The organism is Streptomyces sp. AHU1, assembly GCF_045343905.1.
Classification (GTDB): Bacteria; Actinomycetota; Actinomycetes; order Streptomycetales; family Streptomycetaceae; genus Streptomyces; species Streptomyces triticiradicis.
The window spans coordinates 2,924,977-2,947,019 of the sequence record NZ_CP174283.1; the positions used below are offsets into that span (position 1 = coordinate 2,924,977).

Genomic DNA, 22,043 nt, shown 5'->3' on the forward strand with positions numbered 1-22,043 from the left:
CCAAAGGGTTGTACGGACGGGAAGACGAGGTGAACCGACCACGCGCGCCCGGTGTCGACCGGGCGCGCCGGGTCGGCACCTCGCCCAGGGGACCGGCCGGGCAGGGGGCACCGCGGTCCCGGACGATCAGGTCAGCGAATCCACCTGCACGCTCTTGTAGCTCCTGCCCTCCGGGGCCAGGCACACGAACCAGTTGGCCGGAGAACCCTCGGCCCGGCGGATCATCGGTTTGAGGTCCCAGCCGAAACCGTCACCCGCGCCGGCCATCGGAACCGGGACCGACGTTCCGTCGTCCCAGGTGCAGGTGACGGCCCGGACCGTCGGATCGGCCTTGCCGATCACCAGCCGCACGGCCTTCCCCGCCGCACCGGGCCGGCCCGTGTCCAGCGGCCTCGAGGAGACCTCGAGGTCCGTGCTCCCGTCCGCGTCGCTCCTGTCTGCCGGTCCGTCCTGGATCGTCGTCGAAGGCCCGTCACCCACGAGGAGGCGGACGAAGATCCAGCTCTTGCCGATGAGGTCCGAGGCGGTCTCGGTGCCCGTCGGCGTGAGGCCGTACTCACCCATCCGGCTCCGCTGGTACTGCGCCTCCACCTCGTTCTTCGGCGCGCCCCAGGTGACGACGGTGACGCTCCAGTCCTTCCCGTTGTCCCGCGCACTGGCCACCGTGGTCATCCGCGGCTCGTACACGTGCCGCCGTTCCGCCGTCGGCGGCCCGGTCACGGCCGGCACGGTCCGCCTGCCCTCGTCCCCGCCCGTGCCCCCGGCGAGCGCCAGCGTTCCCGTGGAACCCGCGATGACCAGGGCGGTGGCCGCCGCCGTCGCCCAGCGGCGCGCCCTGCGCCGGCGTCCGCCGCGCAGCACCGCCTGGCAGGGGGCCGTGCCGATCTCCACCTCGTCCGCCGCCTGGGCCAGCAGGAGGGCGATGTCCGCGTCCGCCGCCATGCCGTGGTCCGTCTCCCGGTTCGCGCTCATCACTTCCGCCCTCCGTGCGTCACCATGTCCCCGAGGCCCGGTACGGCACGGAGTTTCGCGATTCCCTTGGTCGCGTTGCTCTTCACCGCGCCCACCGAGCAGCCCATCGCCGCGGCGGCCTGGCTCTCGCTCAGGTCCTCCCAGTAGCGCAGGACCACCGCCTGGCGCTGGCGCGGGGGCAGCCCGGCCAGTGCCGTGATCAGGGCGCCGCGGTCGTCGGCGCGGCCGATCGGGTCACTGCTGTCGGGGACCTCGCGGTTCAGCCCCGAGTCGTCCCTCGGCGCGAGGAACTCCTTGAGTTTTCTGCGGTGTCTGCGGGCGTGAGCGTTGATCATCACGCGCCGCACGTACGCCTCCGGGTCGTCGGCCGAGCCGACCCTGCGCCATGCCACGTACACCTGCTCCAGCGTCGTCTGGACCAGGTCCTCGGCGGCGTGCTGCTCCCCCGTCAGGAGAAACGCCGTACGCATCAGCCGTGGCCAGCGGCCGACGACGAAGGCCTGGAACTCCGTGTCCCGGGCCCGCTTCCGATCCCCCATGAGCACCTCCTGGATGACTGAAGGAGTCCGCGGGCACCGGATTCCGTTGCCTCACCGCCGTGAGATTCTCCGCGGCAGCCACAGGAACATCAGCACGGCCCCGGCCAGCAGCATCACGCCGCTGACGCGGAACGCCAGCGCGTACCCGGCGGTCAGGGCCTCCCCGGAGGTGCTTCCCCCGGTACGGGCCGCCGCGATCGTGGACATGACCGCGAGCCCCAGCGAACCGCCCATCACCCGCGAGGTGTTGACCAGGCCCGACACCACCCCTGCGTCCTCCGGCACCGCACCCGAGGTCGCGAGCGCGGCCAGCGGTGTCGCGGCCAGACCGGCGCCGGCCATCATCAGGACGCCGGGGAACATGATCGCCGTGAGATAGGGACCGTCCGCCGTCATGGCCGACTGCCAGCCGAAGCCGGCCGCGGCCAGGAGCGTGCCGAGCACGGCCACGTTGCGCGCCCCGACGACCGGCATGAGGCGGGGCGCCGACTTGGAGCCGACGACCACGGCGAGCGAACTCGGCACCAGGGCGAGGCCCGCGCCCAGCGGCGAGTAGCCGAGCACGTTCTGCGCGTACAGCGTCATGAAGAACCACATGCAGAACATCGCCGAGCCGGAGACGAACACGGCCGCGTTCGCCGACGCCACCGACCGCAGCCGCAGCAGCTTCAGCGGCATCAGCGGCGCCTTGGTCCGCGCCTCCACGACCAGGAAGATCCCGATGAGGGCCGCTCCCGCGCCGAGCGGCACGAGCGTCGCCGCCGCGGTCCAGCCCTCGGCCTCCGTCTGCACGATCCCGTACGCCAGGGTCGCGAGTCCCGCCGTCACCAGGAGCGCGCCCGGCAGGTCGAGCCGCCGCCCGTCCCCGGCCCGGCTCTCCACCAGCCGGTACGCCGCGCAGGCCAGCACGATCGCGCCGACGGGCACGTTGATGAGGAGCACCCAGCGCCACGACAGCCCGTCGACCAGCAGTCCGCCGACGAGTCCGCCCGCCGCGCCGCCGCCGGCGCCCACGGCGGTCCAGGTCGCGATGGCCCGTGCGCGTGCGGCGCCCTCGGGAACGGCCGATGTGATGATCGTCAGGGTCGAGGGCGCCAGCACCGCGGCCCCCAGGCCCTGCGCGGCCCGCGCGAGCAGCAATTGGGTTCCTTCCTGGGCAAGGCCGCCGGCCGCCGAGGCGAGCGTGAACAGCGCGAGCCCCACCAGGAACATCCGCTTGCGCCCGTACAGGTCACCGGCCCGCCCGCCGAGGAGCATGAACCCGGCGAAGGCGATCGAGTAGGCGTTCACCACCCACTGCAGTCCGGGGGCGCTCAGCCCCAGGTCGGTCCGCATGGAGGGCAGGGCCACGTTGACGACGGACACGTCCAGGACGACCAGGAACTGTCCGGCACACGCGAGCGCGATCACCGCCCAGGTGGGCGGCGCGGTACGGGCGGACGTCCGGGTGACTTCGGCGGCTCGGAGCATGGCTGTCATGCTCCCAACCCGCCTGCGCCCCTTGCATCAGGATTTCGGCGCAGACGGGCGTACGGCGCGGGGCCTAGGACCGTGCACGGGCGCGAGGGCTTTCGGCGCGAGAACGGGTGCGAGGAACGGGTGCGATCAGGACCCCGCGCGCAGCAGTGTGACCACCGCCGCGCCGCCCAGCCCGATGTTGTGCGCGAGCCCGACCCGCGCCCCCGGGACCTGCCGCGCCCCGGCCTTCCCCCTCAGCTGCCAGACGAGTTCGGCCACCTGGGCGATTCCGGTCGCCCCCAGGGGATGGCCCTTGGAGATCAGACCGCCGGAGGGGTTCACGACCCAGCGTCCGCCGTACGTCGTCGCCCCCGACTCGACGAGTCCGCCCGACTCCCCTTTCCCGCACATGCCGAGCGCCTCGTAGGTCAGCAGTTCGTTGACGGAGAAGCAGTCGTGGAGTTCCACGACGTCCACGTCCTCGATGCCGAGCCCGGAGCGCTCGTAGACCCGGCGCGCGGCCTCCCGCGACATCGGCAGACCGACCACGTCGATGCAGGAGCCGGAGGCGAAGGACTCCTCGGTGTCGGTGGTCATCGCCTGGGCGACGATCTCGACCGCCCTGTCCTCGAGCCCGCGCCGCTCGGCGAACCGTTCGGACACGACGACGGCCGCGGCGGCCCCGTCCGAGGTGGGCGAGCACTGGAGCCGGGTCAGCGGCCGGTGCACGGTCTTGGCGGCGAGTATCTCGTCGACGGAGTACACGTCCTGGAACTGGGCGTAGGGGTTGTGCGCCGAGTGGCGGTGGTTCTTGGCGCCGACGGCGGCGAGCTGGGCCTCGGTCGTGCCGTACCGCTCCATGTGCTCGCGGGCCGCGTCGCCGAAGATCTGCGCGGTGGGCGGTGACATCTCGAAACCGTGCCGGGCGGCCATGACGCCGTAGTGGCGGGCGACGGGTGACGTGGCGAAGTCCCCGCCGTCAGCGCCCGTTCCGAGCGGTCCGCGCTTCATCTTCTCGAAGCCCAGCGCGAGGACGCAGTCGGAGCTCCCGCCCTCCACGAACTGCCGGGCCAGCATCAACGCGCTCGCCCCGGTGGCGCAGTTGTTGTTGACATTGTAGACGGGCACGCCGGTCAGGCCGAGTTCGTAGGCGGCGCGCTGGCCGGCGGTGGAGGGCTGGAAGCAGTGGCCGACGGGGACCTGTTCCACGTCCGTGTAAGGGATCCCCGCGTCCGCGAGGGCGCCGGTACCGGCCTCCCGGACCATGTCCCAGTACTGCCACTCCCGGGTCTCGGGCTTCTCGAACCTGGTCATGCCGACACCGACGACGTACGACTTCATGGCGCTCCTAGTCCCGCGGCAGGCCGAGCAGGCGCTCGGCGACGAGGTTGAGCTGGACCTGGGTGGTGCCGCCCGCGATGGTCAGGCACCGGGAGAGCAGGAAGCCGTGCACGGCCCGCTCGCCCGGGCCCTCGCGCAACGCCCCTTCGGGGCCGAGGAGTTCGAGGGCGAGCTCGGCGACCTTCTGCTGGTGCGCGGTCTGCACGAGTTTGCGGACGGAGGCGCCCGCGCCCGGTTCCGCTCCGGAGACCTGGCGGAGGGTGGTGCGCAGGTTGATGCAGGCCAGCGCGTGCGCCTCGGCCAGCAGCGCCCCCAGCCGGGCACCGTCGACGTCGGCCGGTATCAGCGCCTCCAGGCCGGTGTCGAACGTCAACTGGTCGGCCATGTGGACGCGTTCGTTGCCGAGCGTGTCGCGGGCGACCCGCCAGCCGTCGTCGACCTCGCCGACGACCGCGTCCGCGGGCAGCAGCACGTCGTCGAACCAGACCTCGTTGAAGAGGGAGTCGCCGGTGATCTCCCTCAGGGGGCGGATGTCGATCCCGTCCGTGTTCTTCATGTCGACGACGAAGTAGGTGAGTCCCTCGTGCCTGGGCGCGGCCGGGTTCGTGCGGGCGAGGAGGATCCCGTGGTCGGCCCGCAGTGCCGCGCTCGTCCACACCTTCTGCCCGTTGATCCGCCACCGCCCGTCGGCCGTGCGTTCGGCGCGGGTCCGCAGCGAGGCGAGGTCGGATCCGGCGCCGGGCTCCGAGAAGAGCTGGCACCACCGGAGGTCGCCGCGCAGGGTGGGCAGCAGATAGCGCTCCAGCTGCCGGCGGGTCCCGTGCGCGACGAGGGACGGCACGACCCAGGCCGCGATCCCCGGATCGCTGATCCGCACCCCGGCCGCCGCCAGCTCACGCTGCACGGCGAGCTGCTGGACCGGGCCCGCGCCGAGGCCGTACGGCGGGGGCAGGTGCGGGGCGGCGTACCCGGTGGGCGCCAGCGCCCGGCGGGCGTCCGCCGGGCCGAGCCCGCGCACCCGGTCGATCACCGCACGGGCCTCGGCCCGGTACTTGGACGCCTCCGGCGGCAGCTCCAGGCGCAGTTCCCGCCGGGCGCCGTCGCGCGCGAGCTGTACGGCCCGCCTCAGGTGTCCGCTCCCGGCCCCGAGCAACTGCCGTGCCACCAGGGCCCGGCGCAGGTACAGGTGGGCGTCGTGCTCCCAGGTGAACCCGATGCCGCCGAGGATCTGGACGCAGTCCTCGGCGCACGAGAAGGCGGCGTCGAGGGCGGTACCGGCCGCGAGCGCGGCCGCCAGCCCCCTCGTCCCGGGCGGCTCCTGTCCGGCGCGCGCCGCGTCCCAGGTGAGCGCCCGCGCCTGTTCCAGCCGCAGCAGCATGCCGGCGCACAGGTGCTTGACGCCCTGGAACCTCCCGATGGGGCGGCCGAACTGCTCGCGGACCCTGGCGTGCCCGGCGGCCGTGTCCAGCGACCAGGCCGCGGTGCCGCAGGCGTCCGCGGCCAGGACGACGGCCGCGAGGTCCCGGACCAGTGACGGGCCGACCGCGAGGACGCGGTCGGCGGGGACCCGTACCGCCCGGGCCCGGACCTCGGCGGTCGCCCGGGTCGGGTCGGCGCTCTCGTGCGGCCGGACGGCCAGGTCGGCAGCGTCCACCACCAGCCAGACGCACCCGCCGGACGCGGCACCCGTGCCGGGAGCGCGCCCGGGCACCGGCCCCCCGTCGGTGGAGTGCCCGGAGAACCGGCCCGCGTCGAGGGTGCGTCCCGGCGCCGGGTCCCCGTCGGGCCCACCGTCGGGCGCGGCTCCCTCGGCGCGTCTCGCCGCCAGCACGAGCACGTCCGCGTCGGCGCCGGACAGCACCGGCGGTGCCGTCCCGTCGAGCACGTATTCGCCGTCCACCGCCCGGGCCGTCAGGGTCCCGGCGCCGAACGCGACGGCGCCGATGCGCTCCCCGCACCCCAGCGCCCGTACGAGACCGGCGCGCTCCGGCACCCGGGCGGGACCGGCACGACCCGGCGCCCGTACGGGACCGGCGGCTTCACCCCCCTCACCCGTCCCGCTCCTCTCGCCCGTCCCGCCCGCGAGTTCCGCCGCCAGCACCGCCGACGCCAGGACGTTCGCCACGAACGGGCCCGGCAGCGCGGCCCGCGCGGCCTCCTCCACCACGACGGCGAGATCGACGAGGTCACCGCCGCCACCGCCGCAGGCCTCGGGAAGGTGCACGGCGAGCAGCCCCTGCGCGGCGAGCGCGTCCCAGAACGGAGGCCTGCCGCCGCCCGGGGCGTCCAGGAGTTTGCGGACCTCCTCGGGCGGCACGGCGCGGGCGGTCCAGCCGCACACGGCCTCGGCCAGCTCCCCTTGCTCCGGTGTGACCGCGATGCCCATGCGTGCCTCCCCAAAGGACCGAGGTGCGTGGATCCGCGCCAGACTAGAACACGTTTCATTCTGACGGTAGGTCAGATACCCATGGATCGGTCAAGAATTCGTTAGTACGCCGAAGCATCGGAATAGTTGCCCGGGCGCACCGGGTTCCCCCTGCACGTACCCGCGTGGATCACCCGACCGACGTCCCCGTGTCCCCCTGGACCACCGACCGACCGTCCCCGCATCCGCACATCCGCACGGACCGACCCACCCCCTCTCTCCCGAGAGCCCCCTTCCCTATGGCCTGGAGGCCCCCGCAATGACGCACACGACGACCGGCTCCGCCGCGCGGAGGCCGGGCGGCGCGACCGTGCCGGTGCTCGCCTTCGCGGGCATCGTGGTCGCGGTCATGCAGACCCTGCTCGTCCCGGTCATCAAGGACCTGCCGGCGCTGCTGGACACCGCGCCCAGCAACGCCACCTGGGTCCTGACCTCGACCCTGCTCTCGGGGGCCGTGGCCACTCCGATCATGGGCCGCCTCGGCGACCTCTACGGCAAGCGCCGCATGCTGCTCACCAGCCTGGCCGTGATGGTGGCCGGCGCCCTGGTCAGCGCGTTGAGCAGCACCCTGCTGCCGATGATCGTCGGACGTACCCTCCAGGGCTTCGCGATGGGCGCGATCCCGCTGGGCATCGGCCTGATGCGCGACATGCTGCCCCGCGAGAGGCTCGCCTCCGCGATGGCCCTGATGAGCTCCTCGATCGGCGTCGGCGGCGGACTCGCGCTGCCCGCCGCGGCCCTCGTCGCCCAGCACGCCGACTGGCACGCCCTCTTCTACGGCGCCGCCGGCCTCGGCGTCCTCTCGATCGCCCTCACCCTCCTCGTCGTGCCGGAGTCCCCGATGCGCGCCGAGGGCACCTTCGACGTGCTGGGCGCGATCGGCCTGTCCGCCGGCCTGGTGCTCTTCCTGCTGCCGATCACCAAGGGCAGCGACTGGGGCTGGACCGACCCCCTCACGCTCGGCCTGTTCGGCGCCTCGGCCGTCGTGCTCCTGCTGTGGGGCGCGATGGAGCTGCGGCTGAAGGCCCCGCTGGTCGACCTGCGCACCACGGCCCGCCCCGCGGTCCTCTTCACCAACCTCGCCTCGATCATGGTCGGCGTCTCCTTCTACGTCGTCTCGCTGGTCCTGCCGCAGCTGCTCCAGCTGCCGACGTCCACCGGCTACGGTCTCGGCCAGTCGATGGTGAGCGCGGGCGTGATCGTGGCCCCGCTCGGCCTGACGATGATGCTCACCGCCCCCGTGTACGCCCGGCTGTCCGCGAAGTACGGCCCCAAGGTCACGCTGATCATCGGCATGGTGATCATCGGGATCGGCTACGGCGCCGGTCTCGGCCTGATGAGCGCCGCCTGGCAGTCGCTGGTCATCGCGGTGATCCTGGGCGCGGGCATCGGCCTCGCCTACTCCTCGCTGCCCGCCCTGATCGTCGGCTCCGTCCCGGCCTCGGAGACGGGCGCGGCCAACGGCCTGAACACCCTGATGCGTTCCATCGGCACGTCGGTGTCGAGCGCCGTCATCGGCATGGTGCTCGCCAACACGGCCCACCACGTCGGCGGGGTCGCGATCCCGACGATGCACGGCTTCCGGGTGTCGTTCGTGATCGCCACGGGCGCCGTCGCGGCCGGTCTGCTCATGGCGTTCTTCCTGCCGGGCCGCCGTCCGGCCGCCAAGCCCTCCCTGGTGGCCGGCAGCGAGGAGGACGCGGCGCGGGCGCGCACGGGCGAGGTCCCCGCCGCCCTCGCCCCGTCGCCGCAGGGCGAGAACGCCGAGGTCACGGCCTGACGCCCGCGCCCGCGGGACCGTCCGCCCCGGAGTGATCATCGCCACCCCCGCCGCCCACGCGGCGGGGGTTTGGTGCACGATGCTCGGCGTACCCGTTGTCCGTCCCGTCGGAGGAGACCCCCATGCCCGCGGCACCCAAGCCCGAGATCCTCGCCGCCTTCGAGGCCGCCAAGGGGTTCATGCCGAGCGGCGAGGGACTCGCCCTCCATGCGGCCGCCGTCGAGGCCGGACGGCTCGGGCTGCCGCTCCTGGAGGTCGGCACGTACTGCGGCCGTTCCACGATCCTGCTCGCCGACGCCGCCCGCGAGGCCGGGGTGACCGCCATCACGGTCGACCACCACCGGGGCAGCGAGGAGCAGCAGCCGGGCTGGGAGTACCACGACCCGTCCACGGTCGACCCGGAGATCGGCCTGATGGACACGCTCCCCACCTTCCGCCGTACCCTGCACCGGGCGGGTCTGGAGGAGCACGTGGTCGCGCTGGTCGGCCGTTCGCCGCAGATCGCCGCCTTCTGGAACACCCCCCTCGGCCTCGTCTTCATCGACGGCGGCCACACCGACGAGCACGCGAGCGGTGACTACGAGGGCTGGGCGCCGCACGTCGCCGAGGGCGGCCTGCTCGTCATCCACGACGTGTTCCCTGACCCCGTCGACGAGTTCACCGGCCAGGCCCCCTACCGCGTCTGGCTCCGGGCCCTGGAATCGGGCGCGTTCACCGAGACCGCGGTGAACGGCTCGCTGCGCGTCCTGCGGCGCACAGGACCGGGGATCTGAGCGCCCGGCGGACCGGCCGCGGCACACGCCCCTCGTCCGGGACACGGCCGGATCCGCGCCTCCGGCCGGGCGCCCGGCCTTCCGCGGGGGCGCCCGTGGAACATCCGGACAACCCGTATGGTGGCTGACGTGTCGTACGTAGGCCCAGACTTCGATCCGCCCCAGCCCCGCCGTTCCCGGCGCGGACCGCTCACCGTCGCGCTCGCCGCGCTCGTGCCCGGCGCGCTGGCCGGCTGGCTGGCGTGGCAGGCCGTGGGGGACGATTCGGGGGGCGGGTCCGACCGGGCCGTTCCCGCGTCCTCGTCCTCCTCGCCCTCCTCGCCCGGCTCCGCCGGCCCCTCCTCCTCGCGTCCGTCCGCCTCGGCGACGGACGACTCCAGGGCGGGTACGCCGTCGGCCCCGGCGCACTCCTCGTCGAAGCCCGTCGTCTCCGGCTCCCTCAAGGGCAAGGTCGTCGTCATCGACCCCGGGCACAACCCGAGCAACTTCCAGCACGCGTCCGAGATCAACCGCAAGGTGAACATCGGAACGAACTGGAAGGAGTGCGACACGACCGGCACGTCGACCAACTCGGGTTACACGGAAGCCCGGTTCACTCTCGACGTCGCGCACCGCATGCGGGCCATCCTGGAGAAGCAGGGCGCCACGGTGAAGTTGACCCAGGACGGCGACCGCTCCTTCGGTCCCTGCGTCGACGAGCGGGCCCGCATCGGCAACGCGGCGCACGCGGACGCGGTCGTCTCCCTCCACGCCGACGGATCGGCGTCCGGCAACCGCGGCTTCCACGTGATCCTCCCGGCGTCGGTGCACGCGGGCGCCGCCGACACCCGCCCGATCGCCACCGCCTCCCGCGACCTGGGCGAGCACATCGCGGGCCTGTTCGTCCGCGAGACGGGCAGCGCCCCCTCCAACTACGTCGGTGACGGCACCGGACTGGTGGTCCGTGAGGACCTCGGCGGTCTCAATCTGTCAACGGTTCCCAAGGTGTTCATCGAGTGCGGCAACATGCGCGATACGAAGGACGCGGCGCTGCTCACCAGTGGCGCCTGGCGGGAGAAGGCGGCACGGGGGATCTCTGAAGGAATCGTTGGTTTCCTGCACGGGTAGTGATCTACGGACTCAACCCGGCGGACACCCTGATCGTCCGGGCGATAGGGTCGTCCGTACGATAAAGGGCCACCCCCGAGCTTCACACCGGGTCACGACGACGGCACCATGTCGACTGACACGGCGTACAGCGATGCCTCACCGACGACGAGACGACTGACGAAGGACCTGAAGTGAATATCCGCTCCCTCACTCGAGGCGACGGCGTGGTGATCGGAGCAGCGGTGTTGCTGTTCATCGCGTCGTTCCTCGATCTCTACTCCTTTTCCGGGTACAGCATCGACACGAACGCCTGGGACAGCCTCGGTTACGGCCTCGGCGTCTACATGGGCGGGGTCATCGGCGCCGCCCTGATCGTCGTCAACCGCTGCCTGCCGCAGCCGCGCAAGGTCCTCGGTCTCGACCTGGGCGCGGTCGGCGTGGCGTTCACGGTTCTCGTCGCCTGGACCCTGTTCTGGTCGCTCGTGGACGTCGGGAACAACGCCAGCGCCGCCGCGGGCCTCATCCTCGGCTTCATCGCGGCTCTGGCCCTGGCCGGCGCGGCCGTCGCGACCCCGCTCGTCCCCGCCCTGCAGGCCGCCCTCGTCGGTGCCCCGAGGCCGATCGCCCCGGCACCCTACGGCGGTCAGCCGCAGGGCGGTTACGGGTACCCGGGCGCCTCGCAGCCCGGCCAGCCCGGTCAGCAGCCCTACGGCGCCCAGCCCTCGGGACCCACGCCGTCGTTCGGCGGACAGCCGGGCCAGCCCTCGGCGCCGCAGACGCAGCAGCCCGCCCAGGACTTCTCGCCGTTCTGGTTCGCCGTTCCGGTCGCGCGGCCGCTCTTCTCGGAGGACGGCGCGCAGACGCCGATCGCCGAACTGGCGCCGGGCACCTGGTACCTGGCCGTCGAGCAGCGCGGCGCGACCCTGGTGGCGCAGACGCAGGACGGCCGTCGTGGTGTGCTCCAGGACACCTCGGGGATCCAGCGCGGCTGATCGCGCCACCGTCCTCGCTCCGGCCCCCCGCCCTTTCCGGCGGGGGGCCGTTGTCGTACAGTCGCAGCGTGCCAAGAACTGACGGTTCGTCAGAATCCTTTTCCTGGAGGCGCCATGCGGCTCGGTCTCGCGCTCGGGTACTGGGGGCGCGGCCCCTCGGCGGACCACGTACCGCTCGCCGTCGAGGCGGAGCGGCTCGGCTACGACTCGGTGTGGACCGCGGAGTCCTGGGGGTCGGACGCGTTCACCCCGCTCACCTGGATCGCCGCGCGGACCAGCCGCATCCGACTCGGCACGGCCGTCGCGCAGATGGCCGCCCGCTCCCCCGTCACCACCGCGATGCACGCGCTCACCCTCGACCACCTGTCGGGCGGGCGCGTGATGCTCGGCCTCGGCCTGTCGGGGCCGCAGGTCGTCGAGGGCTGGTACGGGAGGCCGTTCCCGAGGTCGCCGCTGACCGCGACCCGGGAGTACGTCGACGTCGTGCGCCAGGTCCTCAGGCGCGAGGGGCCGGTCGAACTGGACGGACGCTTCCACTCCCACCCCTACCGGGGCGCCGACGGCACGGGACTCGGCAAGGCGCTCAAGCCGATCACGCACCCGCTGCGGGCCGGGCTGCCGGTCCTGCTCGGCGCCGAGGGGCCGAAGAACATCGCGCAGACGACCCGGATCGCGGACGGCTGGCTGCCGCTGTACTGGTCACCGACGCGTCCCCAGGCCTACGAGGCCTCGCTCACCGATCTGCCCGAGGGCTTCCTCGTGGCGCCGATGGCCCGCGCGCACGTCTGTGACGACGTCGCCGAGGGACTGCTGCCGGTCAAGGCGATGCTCGGCTTCTACATCGGCGGGATGGGGCACGCGGCCCGCAACTTCCACGCCGATCTGATGGCCAGGATGGGCTTCGGGGAAGAGGCCCGCAGGATCCAGCGGCTGTTCCTGGAAGGGCGCCGGGAAGAGGCCGTGCTGGCCGTCCCGGACGCCTTCGCGGACGAGATCTCGCTCGTCGGACCACGTGAACGCATCGCCGAACGGCTGGAGTCGTGGCGCAAGGGCCCCGTCACCGACCTGCTGGTCCTGTCCCCTGACCCCCACACCCTGCGCGTGCTGGCCGAGTTGAACTCCTGAGGCGCGCGGGACCGGTCCTGCGGCCGGGCCGGCCGGCGGGGAACCGGCCGGGTTTCATCCGGAGCCGACGGGCAACCCGCTGGACATGTCCCCTAGATATCGCAACGGTTCGAATCAGGCGGGGACGGTCATCGCGATCGTCGCGGACGTCATGGCCGTCATCCTCGGTCTCTGGATCCTGATGTATCTGCTCGACGCCAACCGTGGCAACGACCTCGTGCAGTTCATCCACAGCACCGCGGCCTGGCTGGCCGGCTGGTCGCGCGACCTGTTCACCTTCGACAAGGAGTGGGCGCGCGTCGTCGCGGGCTACGGTCTCGCCGCCGTCGTCTACCTGTTCATCGGTCACGCGGTGGCCAACCGCGTCCACCGCCACTGACCGGCACCGGCGGCCGGGAGCACCCGAAGCCTCCGAAGCCTCTGAAGAGTTCGAAGAGTTCGAAGCCTCCGAGGAGTCCGGACGGCCTGGCGGACCAGGACCGTCCGGACCTTCAGTGGGTCGGCGCGCAGCAGTCGGGGTCCAGGCCGACCGGCAGGCGCTCGCCCCCGAAGACCGCGCAGGTGGCCTCGTCGCCGCCCAGCGCGGCGACCGCCAGCAGCAGGGAGCCCGCCGTCCAGGCGGTGAGCTCCTCGGGCCACACGGCCCGGTCCTCGAAGACGTAGCCCGTCCAGTACAGACCGGACTCCGGATCACGCAGGTGCTGGATGGACTGGAGGATCTCCAGGGAGCGGTCGGACTCGCCCACCGCCCACAGCGCCAGGGCGAGTTCGGCCGACTCGCCACCGGTCACCCACGGGTTGGGGACCACGCAGCGCACCCCGAGCCCGGGCACCACGAAGCGGTCCCAGCCCTCCTCGATGCGGGACTTGGCCTCGGCGCCCGTCAACGCGCCCCCGAGCACCGGGTAGTACCAGTCCATGGAGTAGCGGTCCTTGTCGAGGAACCGCTCCGGGTGCAGCCGGATCGCGTGCCGCAGCGCGCCGACCGCCAGTTCCCAGTCGGGCTGCGGTTCCTCGCGCTGCTCGGCGATGGCGAGCGCGCAGCGCAGCGCGTGGTGGACCGACGAACTCCCGGTCAGCAGCGCGTCCTCGACCGCCCGTCCGTCGTCCTCGCGCTTCCAGCCGATCTGCCCGCCGGGCTGCTGGAGCCGCAGTACGAACTCCATGGCCGCGAAGACGGCGGGCCACATGCGGTCCAGGAACGCGTCGTCGCCGGTCGCCAGGTAGTGGTGCCAGACGCCCACCGCGATGTACGCGCAGAAGTTGCTCTCGCGGCCGCGGTCGGTGACGTCCTCGAAGTCCCCGTCGGCGTAGGCCGCGTACCAGGAACCGTCCTCGTTCTGGTGCCGTGCCAGCCACTCGTAGGCCCGCTCGGCGGCCTCGTGCTCGCCGGCCGCGTCGAGCGCCATGGCGGCCTCGGTGTGGTCCCACGGGTCGAGGTGGTGGCCGCGGAACCACGGTATGGCTCCGTCGGGGCGCTGCACCGCGAGGATCCCGCGCACGGTGGCGGCGGCCTCCTCCGCGGTGAGGACCCCGGGCAGGACGAGGTGTTCTGTCCGCCGGGGAGTGGTCACGTGGCGTCCGCCTCGGACACGGCCGCCTTCGGCAGGTGGGGCTTGGTCGCGTACGCCACGAAGCTCTTGCCGATCAGCGGGTTCAGCGCCTGCTCGACGACCCGGGTGGCCAGCGGCTTCTTCATGATGTCCCAGACCAGCAGCTTGTGGTACGCCCGCACGGGCAGCGCCTTGTCGTTGTCGACGCCGAACGCGCACTTCAGCCACCAGTACGGCGAGTGCAGGGCGTGCGCGTGGTGGGAGCCGTAGGGCCGCAGGCCGGCCCCGCGGATCTTCGCGAGCAGTTCGTCCGCCTTGTAGATGCGGATGTGGCCGCCCTCGACCTCGTGGTAGGCGTCGGACAGCGCCCAGCAGACCTTCTCCGGGCCGTAGCGCGGCACGGTGATGGCGATGCGGCCGCCCGGCTTGAGCACGCGGACCATCTCGGCGAGGACGCCCTTGTCGTCCGGGATGTGCTCCATGACCTCGGAGATGATCACGACGTCGAAGGACTCGTCGGGGAAGGGCAGCGCGAGCGCGTCGCCCTCCATGGCCGTCGCGGTCGCCCCGGCGGGTGCCTCCCCGGCCTCCTTCATCGCCGCGAACCACTTCGCGACCTCGCGGATCTCGTCGGCGTTCTGGTCCAGCGCCACGACCTGCGCGCCGCGCCGGTAGCACTCGAACGCGTGCCGGCCGGCACCGCATCCGAGGTCCAGGACGCGGTCCCCGGGGGCGAGCGGGAACCGGGAGAAGTCGACGGTCAGCACGTGGCCCTGCTTTCGCGGTTGGCTGCAACTAGTTCTTCGGCGGGAGTTCCCTCCGCCTCGGCGCGGTCGGTTCCCGGGGTCGCCGGGGAGCCGCCGTGCCCGTCGGTGCCCGAGACCGCGCGCGAGCGGGACCGGGACGCGGAGAGGGCCATCGCCGCACGGTAGTGGGCCACGGTGCCTTCGGCCGCCTTGGCCCAGGTGAAGCGCGCGAGGACGCGCTCGCGCCCGGCGGAGCCGAGCCGCGCCCGCAGCGCGGGGTCGCCGAGGAGCCGGCCGAGGGCCGCCGCCAGCGCCCCCGGGTCGCCCGGCGGGACCGCGAGGCAGGTCTCGCCGTCGGGGCCCGCGACCTCCGGGATCGCCCCGCCGGTGGTGGCCACCAGCGGGGTCCCGGTGGCCATCGCCTCGGCGGCGGGCAGCGAGAAGCCCTCGTACAGGGAGGGCACGCAGGCGACCTCGGCCGAGCGGACGAGGTCGACGAGCTCGGCGTCGGAGATGCCCTTGACGAACTCGACGGCGCCCTCCAGGCCGTACCGCTCGATGGCCTGGGCGACCGGCCCGTCCTCGGCGCGCTTGCCGACGACGACGAGGTGCGCGCCCGGGTGTTCGGTCCGCACCTTCGCGAGCGCCTCGATCAGGAACACCAAGCCCTTGAGCGGCACGTCGGCGCTGGAGGTGGTGACGATGCGGCCCGGCACCTGGGGCACCGAGGGGTCCGGCGAGAAGAGGTCGGTGTCCGCGCCGATGTGGACGACGTGGATGCGGTCCTGCTCGACCCGCAGGTGGTCGACGATCTCCTGGCGGGAGGTGCCGGAGACGGTGAGGACGGACGGCAGGCGGCGCGCGACGCGCTTCTGCATGCGGGTGAAGGCGTACCACCGGCGGACCGAGGCACGGCGCTGCCAGCCCTCGGCGGCGTCCAGTTCAAGCTGCCGGTCGACGGTGATGGGGTGGTGGATGGTGGTCACCAGCGGGGCGCCGATGTCCCCCAGCAGTCCGTAGCCGAGCGTCTGGTTGTCGTGGACGACGTCGAACTCGCCGCGCCGGGCCCGCAGGTGCCGGCGGGCGCGCAGCGAGAAGGTCAGCGGCTCGGGGAAGCCGCCGGTCCACATCGTGCCGACCTCGAGGGCGTCGATCCAGTCCCGGTACTCGCCCCGCGCGGGGGTGCGGAAGGGGTCGGGCTGGCGGTACAGGTCGAGGCTGGGCAGCTCGGTGAGGCTCAGCCCGTCGAGACCCTCGTCGAGCACCGGGTAGGGCTGGGATCCGATGACCTCGACCCGGTGGCCGAGGCGGGCGAGCTCGCGCGAGAGGTGCCGTACGTAGACACCCTGGCCGCCGCAGAACGGGTTTCCCTTGTAGGTGAGGAGCGCGATGCGCAGGGGTCGTTCCCCGTCGGCTGCCGCGCCCTTCCCGGGGTCCGCATCCATGGCCTCAGCGGTCACTTCCGGTCCCCTTCTCCCTGCACTTTCCCGCGAGATTACGCCGGGACGCTAATCTAGAACAAGTTTCAGACTTGATCGTTCACGGAGCACTGAATCTACCGGCAGGTAGCGCCGCTGTGAGCGGTGGATCAGGTGATTCACGCCACGACGGGGCGGCGGGATCAACTGGTCCACTCGGTGGTGTGACGCCCTGCGGTCGGCTCGTCGCTCCCTCTCGCCGATGTCACGGAACGGACCCATGCCAGCGGAAGCCAAGGCGGACTCGAAGAACGCGCGACCGGCGCCGGGGGGCGGCACACCCGCCGCGTCCTCCGGCACCGCGCACACCCGGCCGCACCCCATGTCGCACACCGCCTCTCCCCCGCTCACCGAGCGGCAGGAGGCGCGCCGCCGCCGGATCCTGCACGCGAGCGCGCAGCTGGCCAGCCGGGGCGGCTTCGACGCCGTGCAGATGCGTGAGGTCGCGGAGTCCTCGCAGGTCGCCCTCGGCACCCTGTACCGCTACTTCCCCTCGAAGGTGCACCTGCTGGTCGCCACGATGCAGGACCAGCTGGAGCACATGCACGGCACGCTGCGCAAGAAGCCGCCGGCCGGGGACACGGCCGCGGAGCGGGTGGCGGAGACCCTGATGCGGGCGTTCCGCGCCCTCCAGCGCGAGCCGAACCTGGCCGACGCGATGGTCCGCGCGCTCACCTTCGCGGACCGCAGCGTCAGCCCCGAGGTCGACCAGGTCTCGCGGCAGACCACGGTGATCATCCTGGACGCGATGGGGCTCGACGACCCGACGCCGGCCCAGCTCTCCGCCGTCCGCGTCATCGAGCACACCTGGCACTCGGCCCTGATCACCTGGCTCTCCGGCCGCGCCTCGATCGCCCAGGTCAAGATAGACATCGAGACGGTCTGCCGCCTGATCGACCTGACCGGCCCGGACGCCCGGTAACTCCGGCACGGGCGGGAGCGGCCCGGCTAGCCGACCCGTTCCAGGCCGCTCCAGCTGCGGCCGATCGCCTTCTCCCCCGCCCAGCGCTCCAGCAGCCCCCGGGCCTCCGGCTCCGGGGCCGCCAGGGCCACCGCCTGGGCGCCCGCCAGGACCTCGCGCCCCTGCTGATGGGTGCCCTCGCTGCAACAGGCGCAGAGCATGCGCACGGCACTGGCCGGCTCGGCGCCGAAGCCGTGCTCGGTGAACAGGGCGAGCAGGGCCTCCAGGTCGCTCGCCTCGCCGGCGGCGACCGTCACCTCCAGGGTCGGCAGCGGCGAGGGTTCGAAGAGCGCGAGCTCGTCGAACACGGGGAACGTCGTGCCGTCGTAGACCCGTTCCCCCTTGGGCTCGCCGTCGTGCACCACGATCTCGCCGTACCGCCGCCCGCCGGTGACGGGCACGTTCACCACGCGCCCCCGGGCCGGACACAACCGCTCGATCCACACGACCTCCCGCTCGCCGTCGGTGTCCAGCCGTACGCAGGCGGCGCCGAAGCGGCCCGCGATCTCACCCTCCCCCTCGGGGAGCTCGATGCCGAAGCCGTCCCAGGCGTCGCGGGCGGTCGTCCAGTCCCGCAGGATCGTGGCGGCGATGCCGAGGTTCCAGTACGCGGGATCGCCCTCGCCGCGCGGGGAACGGGCCGCCGCCTCCCGGCCGAGGTCGAGGGCCTTGTCCCAGTTGCGCAGGAACTTGTGGGCGAGCGCGGCGTCGTACCACCACACCGCGCTCGGCTCCTCGTCGGGGAACCGCGCGAGCACCCGCTCGTAGAGGTCGGCGGAGCGCTGCCACTCCTCGGCCTCCCACGCCTTCGCCGCTTCCTCGATGAGCTTCCTGGCCTCGGACTTCTGCACGCTTCCCGCCCCGGTCGATCCGTCGAAAGCCGGAGGATATCCGGGAGGCGGGCCGCTCCCGCCCCCCGGCCCCGCGGCTCATTCCTCCGGCGGGAACACCGGTTCGCCGCCGGCCAGCAGCGAGATCATGACGGCCTCGACCGGGCAGCCCTCGGCCGCTTCGAGGATCTTCTCGTTGGCGTCGGTCTCCGGCTCGACGGGGTGGGACTGCATGGCGGAGTCGAGGCGGAAGGCGTCCGGGGCGAGGTGGACGCACTGGGCCGAGCCGATGCAGACGGAACGGTCGACCCCGACCCGCCAGCGGTCGCCCATCCTCAGGCCTCCCAGCCGGCCGGGAGGTGGATCATCTTGTGCTCCAGGTACTCGCCGTACCCCTCCGGTCCGAACTCCCGCCCCAGGCCCGAGTTCTTGTAGCCGCCGAAGGGACCCAGCATGTCGAGGCTGAAGGTGTTCACCGAGTAGGTGCCGGTACGGACCTGCCGGGCGATGTCGATGCCGTGGGCGACGTCCGCCGTCCAGACGCTGCCGCTCAGCCCGTAGTCGGAGTCGTTGGCGATCTTCACGGCCTCGGCCTCGTCGCCGTAGGGGAGCAGACAGATCACCGGGCCGAAGATCTCCTCCCGGGCGATCCGCATCGAGTTGTCCACGTCTCCGAACAGGGTCGGTTCGACGTACCAGCCGCGGTCCAGCCCCTGCGGGCGCCCGCCGCCGGCCAGGATCTTGGCGCCCTCCTCCTGACCGATGCGGATGTAGTCGAGGTTGCGCCGCTGCTGCCGCTCGGCGACCAGCGGGCCGACCTGGGTGGCCGGGTCGAGCGGGTCGCCGACGACCAGCGCGTTCGCCGCGGTGGCGAAGGCGTCCGCGAACTCGTCGTAGCGCGAGCGGGGCACGAGGATGCGGGTCTGGGCCACGCAGGCCTGGCCGTTGTTCATCCAGGCCGCCGAGACGATCCCGGGGACCGAGGTGGCGAGGTCCGCGTCGGGCAGGACCACGGCCGCCGACTTGCCGCCCAACTCCAGTGTGACCCGGGTGAGATGACGGGAGGCGACCTCCATGACCCGCTTGCCGGCGGCGACCGAGCCGGTGAAGGAGACCTTGTTGACGCCGGGATGCCCGACCAGGTACTCGCTGACCTCGCGGTCGGCCGGGAGGATCGACAGCACGCCCTCGGGCAGCCCGGCCTCCTGCGCGATCTCACCGAGCAGATAGGCGTCCAGGGGCGATTCGGGCGACGGCTTCAGCACGACGGCGCAGCCGGTCAGCAGCGCGGGCGCGAGCTTGGCCGCCGCCACGAACTGCGGGACGTTCCACGGCACCACGGCCGCCACCACACCCACCGGCTCACGGCGGACGAGGAGCTTGCCGAGGACTCCGTCGCGGGTCTCCTCGTACGTGTAGCCGCGCGCGACCGTGATCGCCGCGTCCCACACCATCATCGCGCCGAGGGCCTGCGCGAGGACGCTCCAGGAGTAGGGGGAGCCGTTCTCGGAGGAGATGACCCGGGCGATCTCCTCGTGGCGCACGGCGATGGCGTCCTTGATCCGGGTCACGACCGCGATCCGCTCGTCGAGGCCCACGCGCGGCCAGGGCCCCTCGTCGAAGGCCCGGCGCGCGGCGGCGACGGCCCGGTCGACGTCCGCCGCCGAGGCGTGCGGCACCCGCCCGATGACCTCCTCGGTGTGCGGCGAGATCACCTCGATGACGTCCTCGCCGAGCGGGTCGGTCAACTCCCCGCCGATGAACAGCTGTCCGTGTTCCACGAGCCCGGTCATGGCCGACTGCCTCCCAAGGACGCTCTCTGGCACCTTGTCTGACGGTTCATCAGATATGAGAACTGATACCAGTTCCCGCGAGACGAGTCCACGGCACGGACACGGCGACGGGCCGCCGCCCGCACGGACGGAATGGTCGACCCGGGCTCCCATTGGAACCCGTTCTAGTTATAGTGGCGGGAATCGGCGACGGGTGGAAGCGCATGACGCAGATGACCGATCACGGCGGGGGCGTACGGTCGATCAGGGTCCCCATCCCGGACAATCCGCTCGGCCACACACTGGTGTACCTGGCCGACACCGACGCCGGACCCGTGCTCATCGACACGGGCTGGGACGACCCCGCGTCCTGGGACGTCCTCGTCCGGGGAATCACCGCCTGCGGAACGGCCGTCGAGGAGATCCACGGCGTCGTCGTCACCCACCACCACCCCGACCACCACGGCCTGTCGGGCCGGGTCCGCGAGGCGTCCGGCGCCTGGATCGCGATGCACGCCGCCGACGCGGCGATCGTCCGGCGCACCCGGGAGAACCGGCCCGAGCGCTGGTTCGCGTACATGGCCGCCAAACTGGAGGCCTCCGGCGCCCCCGAGGAGCACATCGCCCCGCTCCGCGGGACACACCGGTCGGCCCGGCGCACCGGCACCCTGCCCGGCTTCTCCCCCGCACTGCCCGACCGCGAGATCGTCCCCGGCGAACTCCTGCCCCTGCCCGGCCGCAGGCTGCGCGCGATCTGGACCCCCGGCCACACGCCCGGGCACGTGTGCCTGCACCTGGAGGAGACCCACCCGGACCGGCTGCCCGGCAACGGACGCCTGTTCTCCGGCGACCACCTGCTGCCGAGGATCACCCCGCACATCGGCCTCTACGAAGACCCGGACACCCACGGGCGCCCCGTCCACGCGAACGGGATCGAGGGCCTCGGCGAGATCGCCGACCCGCTCGGCGACTACCTCGACTCCCTGGAGCGCGTCGGCCGGCTCGGCCCCGCCGAGGTGCTCCCGGCCCACCAGCACGCGTTCACCGACGCGCCCTCCCGGGTGGCGGAGCTGCTCGCGCACCACGAGGAGCGGCTCACCGGCCTGCTCACGCTCCTCTCCGTCCCGCTCACGCCCTGGCAGCTCGCCGAACGCATGGAGTGGAACCGCCCGTGGGCCGACATCCCCCACGGGTCGCGCAACATCGCGGTCTCCGAGGCCGAGGCCCACATCCGGCGGCTGGTGAAGCTGGGCCGGGCGGAGGCGGTGACGGACAGCGACCCGGTGACGTACGTGGCGGTCTGAGCCCCGGCACCCGCCGACCGCGCACCGCCCGCTCAGCCCAGCAGCGTCCGTATCAACCCGTCCGCGTCCCCCAGGAGTTCGACCTCCCGCGTGCTCATCGTCGGGTTGGCGGCCCGGCGCGCCCCCGCCTCCACGAGCCCCGCCTCGGTCACCTGGTCCTCGTTCCCGTCGAGCAGCGCCTCCAGCGTCTCCTCGGCCACCTCCCCGATCGCCTCGCCGCCGACGGCGACCTGGGCGAGGATCACGGCGGACATGGCCCAGTCGAGACCGGGCGCCCCCTCCTCGGTGTTGGACCAGTCGATGACCTTCGGCCCGTCCGGCGTGAGCATCACGTTGTCGGGGTGCAGGTCCAGGTGCAGGACACGCACACCGGGGTCGGCGGAGAGCCGGGCGGGCACGGCGTGCAGCTTGCGCAGCAGCCGGGCCAGGAGGAGGCCCGCCTCCTGGGCGGAGAGCAGGCCCTGGCCGAAGGCCTCCAGCATGGTCGGCCCGGACAGCCGCTCCATCACCAGGTCCCCGCCGGTCGCGGCCCGCACGCCCGGCACCGGATAGCCGTGCGAGCGCACGTGCTGCATCACCGCCGCCTCGGCCGTCGCGTCGCCCCAGCCCGCGCGGTCCCGCCGCAGCACCCACGCCTCGTCGATCTCGTAGACATCCGCCGAACGCCCTGAGCCGAGCAGTCTCCCCGTACGCATGACCCGAACCTAGCGGATGTCACCCAGGTCACTTCGGGCCCGTGTCCCGGGCAACACCCGGCGGAATCCGGGCGGCCGGTAGAGTGTGCGCGTCGTCATCACACCCTTACGAGGAGAAGCCGGTGCAAATCCGGCGCTGACCCGCAACCGTGAGCCGCTTCGGTGGTGAGCCGGATCGCCTCGCACGGGACGTGACCGGCTCGTGCCCTC

At 72.8% G+C, this 22,043-nt stretch carries 20 protein-coding genes and 1 riboswitch; of the genes, 8 read left to right on the forward strand and 12 right to left on the reverse strand.

The window, feature by feature from the left end; genetic code table 11:
• Positions 1 to 126: 126 nt before the first annotated feature.
• The 5 genes from ACICHK_RS13250 to ACICHK_RS13270 form a co-directional block, all read right to left on the reverse strand.
• The gene (locus ACICHK_RS13250; RefSeq protein ID WP_406837043.1) at positions 127 to 972 is read right to left on the reverse strand and encodes a hypothetical protein; all 846 of its coding nucleotides are present in this window, start codon (positions 970 to 972) and stop codon (positions 127 to 129) included.
• Positions 972 to 1,511 (reverse strand): SigE family RNA polymerase sigma factor, encoded by a 540-nt coding sequence (locus ACICHK_RS13255; protein WP_406837044.1) that lies wholly within the window; start codon positions 1,509 to 1,511, stop codon positions 972 to 974. Before ACICHK_RS13255 ends, ACICHK_RS13250 begins: the two co-directional genes overlap by 1 nt.
• Positions 1,512 to 1,562: 51 nt before the next feature.
• Positions 1,563 to 2,981 carry an MFS transporter gene (locus ACICHK_RS13260; RefSeq protein ID WP_406841216.1) on the reverse strand — a complete coding sequence of 473 codons (1,419 nt, stop codon included), beginning with the start codon at positions 2,979 to 2,981 and terminating at the stop codon, positions 1,563 to 1,565.
• Positions 2,982 to 3,116: 135 nt separating this feature from the next.
• A complete protein-coding gene (locus ACICHK_RS13265; RefSeq protein WP_406837045.1) occupies positions 3,117 to 4,310 on the reverse strand; it encodes a lipid-transfer protein in 1,194 nt (397 codons plus the stop codon).
• A 7-nt stretch (positions 4,311 to 4,317) separates the two neighbouring features.
• Positions 4,318 to 6,696 carry an acyl-CoA dehydrogenase gene (locus ACICHK_RS13270; protein ID WP_406837046.1) on the reverse strand — a complete coding sequence of 793 codons (2,379 nt, stop codon included), beginning with the start codon at positions 6,694 to 6,696 and terminating at the stop codon, positions 4,318 to 4,320.
• Between the two features lie 298 nt (positions 6,697 to 6,994).
• On the opposite strand from ACICHK_RS13270, the gene ACICHK_RS13275 reads away from it, so the two are divergent.
• The 6 genes from ACICHK_RS13275 to ACICHK_RS13300 all read left to right on the forward strand — a co-directional run bounded on the left by ACICHK_RS13275 (position 6,995) and on the right by ACICHK_RS13300 (position 12,873).
• Positions 6,995 to 8,515 (forward strand): MFS transporter, encoded by a 1,521-nt coding sequence (locus ACICHK_RS13275; RefSeq protein ID WP_406837047.1) that lies wholly within the window; start codon positions 6,995 to 6,997, stop codon positions 8,513 to 8,515.
• A gap of 122 nt (positions 8,516 to 8,637) precedes the next feature.
• Complete coding sequence (locus ACICHK_RS13280) at positions 8,638 to 9,288, forward strand: class I SAM-dependent methyltransferase (RefSeq protein WP_406837048.1); 651 nt, start codon at positions 8,638 to 8,640, stop codon at positions 9,286 to 9,288.
• Positions 9,289 to 9,417: 129 nt separating this feature from the next.
• Positions 9,418 to 10,395 carry an N-acetylmuramoyl-L-alanine amidase gene (locus ACICHK_RS13285; protein WP_406837049.1) on the forward strand — a complete coding sequence of 326 codons (978 nt, stop codon included), beginning with the start codon at positions 9,418 to 9,420 and terminating at the stop codon, positions 10,393 to 10,395.
• Between the two features lie 206 nt (positions 10,396 to 10,601).
• The gene (locus ACICHK_RS13290; RefSeq protein ID WP_406837050.1) at positions 10,602 to 11,369 is read left to right on the forward strand and encodes a hypothetical protein; all 768 of its coding nucleotides are present in this window, start codon (positions 10,602 to 10,604) and stop codon (positions 11,367 to 11,369) included.
• Between the two features lie 114 nt (positions 11,370 to 11,483).
• Positions 11,484 to 12,494, forward strand: coding sequence for an LLM class F420-dependent oxidoreductase (locus tag ACICHK_RS13295; RefSeq protein ID WP_151468250.1), 1,011 nt, complete (start codon positions 11,484 to 11,486; stop codon positions 12,492 to 12,494).
• 85 nt (positions 12,495 to 12,579) lie between these two features.
• On the forward strand, positions 12,580 to 12,873 hold the full coding sequence (locus tag ACICHK_RS13300; RefSeq protein ID WP_103549800.1) for a hypothetical protein: 294 nt from the start codon (positions 12,580 to 12,582) through the stop codon (positions 12,871 to 12,873).
• Between the two features lie 112 nt (positions 12,874 to 12,985).
• Here ACICHK_RS13300 and ACICHK_RS13305 read toward each other — a convergent pair whose 3' ends face one another.
• From ACICHK_RS13305 to ACICHK_RS13315, 3 genes are read right to left on the reverse strand one after another with little or no spacing between them, the layout of a single operon-like run.
• The gene (locus ACICHK_RS13305) at positions 12,986 to 14,068 is read right to left on the reverse strand and encodes a prenyltransferase/squalene oxidase repeat-containing protein (RefSeq protein ID WP_406837051.1); all 1,083 of its coding nucleotides are present in this window, start codon (positions 14,066 to 14,068) and stop codon (positions 12,986 to 12,988) included.
• Complete coding sequence (locus ACICHK_RS13310; protein ID WP_406837052.1) at positions 14,065 to 14,814, reverse strand: class I SAM-dependent methyltransferase; 750 nt, start codon at positions 14,812 to 14,814, stop codon at positions 14,065 to 14,067. The genes ACICHK_RS13305 and ACICHK_RS13310 overlap by 4 nt, the downstream gene beginning before the upstream one ends.
• Positions 14,808 to 16,253: a glycosyltransferase family 4 protein gene (locus ACICHK_RS13315; RefSeq protein WP_406837053.1), complete on the reverse strand. Its 1,446-nt coding sequence runs from the start codon at positions 16,251 to 16,253 to the stop codon at positions 14,808 to 14,810. The genes ACICHK_RS13310 and ACICHK_RS13315 overlap by 7 nt, the downstream gene beginning before the upstream one ends.
• A 340-nt stretch (positions 16,254 to 16,593) precedes the next feature.
• On the opposite strand from ACICHK_RS13315, the gene ACICHK_RS13320 reads away from it, so the two are divergent.
• Entirely contained in the window at positions 16,594 to 17,193 is a 600-nt protein-coding gene (locus ACICHK_RS13320; protein WP_406841217.1) for a TetR family transcriptional regulator, read from the forward strand.
• Positions 17,194 to 17,219: 26 nt separating this feature from the next.
• Here the strand turns inward: ACICHK_RS13320 and ACICHK_RS13325 are convergent, their stop codons facing one another.
• The 3 genes from ACICHK_RS13325 to ACICHK_RS13335 form a co-directional block, all read right to left on the reverse strand.
• Complete coding sequence (locus ACICHK_RS13325; RefSeq protein ID WP_406837054.1) at positions 17,220 to 18,083, reverse strand: tetratricopeptide repeat protein; 864 nt, start codon at positions 18,081 to 18,083, stop codon at positions 17,220 to 17,222.
• Between the two features lie 78 nt (positions 18,084 to 18,161).
• The gene (locus ACICHK_RS13330; RefSeq protein WP_103552709.1) at positions 18,162 to 18,395 is read right to left on the reverse strand and encodes a ferredoxin; all 234 of its coding nucleotides are present in this window, start codon (positions 18,393 to 18,395) and stop codon (positions 18,162 to 18,164) included.
• 2 nt (positions 18,396 to 18,397) lie between these two features.
• Complete coding sequence (locus tag ACICHK_RS13335; protein ID WP_406837055.1) at positions 18,398 to 19,855, reverse strand: aldehyde dehydrogenase; 1,458 nt, start codon at positions 19,853 to 19,855, stop codon at positions 18,398 to 18,400.
• Between the two features lie 203 nt (positions 19,856 to 20,058).
• Between ACICHK_RS13335 and ACICHK_RS13340 the strand changes: the two genes are divergently transcribed.
• Complete coding sequence (locus ACICHK_RS13340) at positions 20,059 to 21,138, forward strand: MBL fold metallo-hydrolase (protein WP_406837056.1); 1,080 nt, start codon at positions 20,059 to 20,061, stop codon at positions 21,136 to 21,138.
• A 32-nt stretch (positions 21,139 to 21,170) separates the two neighbouring features.
• Here the strand turns inward: ACICHK_RS13340 and ACICHK_RS13345 are convergent, their stop codons facing one another.
• Positions 21,171 to 21,833: a phosphotransferase gene (locus ACICHK_RS13345; protein ID WP_406837057.1), complete on the reverse strand. Its 663-nt coding sequence runs from the start codon at positions 21,831 to 21,833 to the stop codon at positions 21,171 to 21,173.
• 113 nt (positions 21,834 to 21,946) lie between these two features.
• Positions 21,947 to 22,010, forward strand: a riboswitch (cobalamin riboswitch).
• Positions 22,011 to 22,043 lie beyond the last annotated feature (33 nt).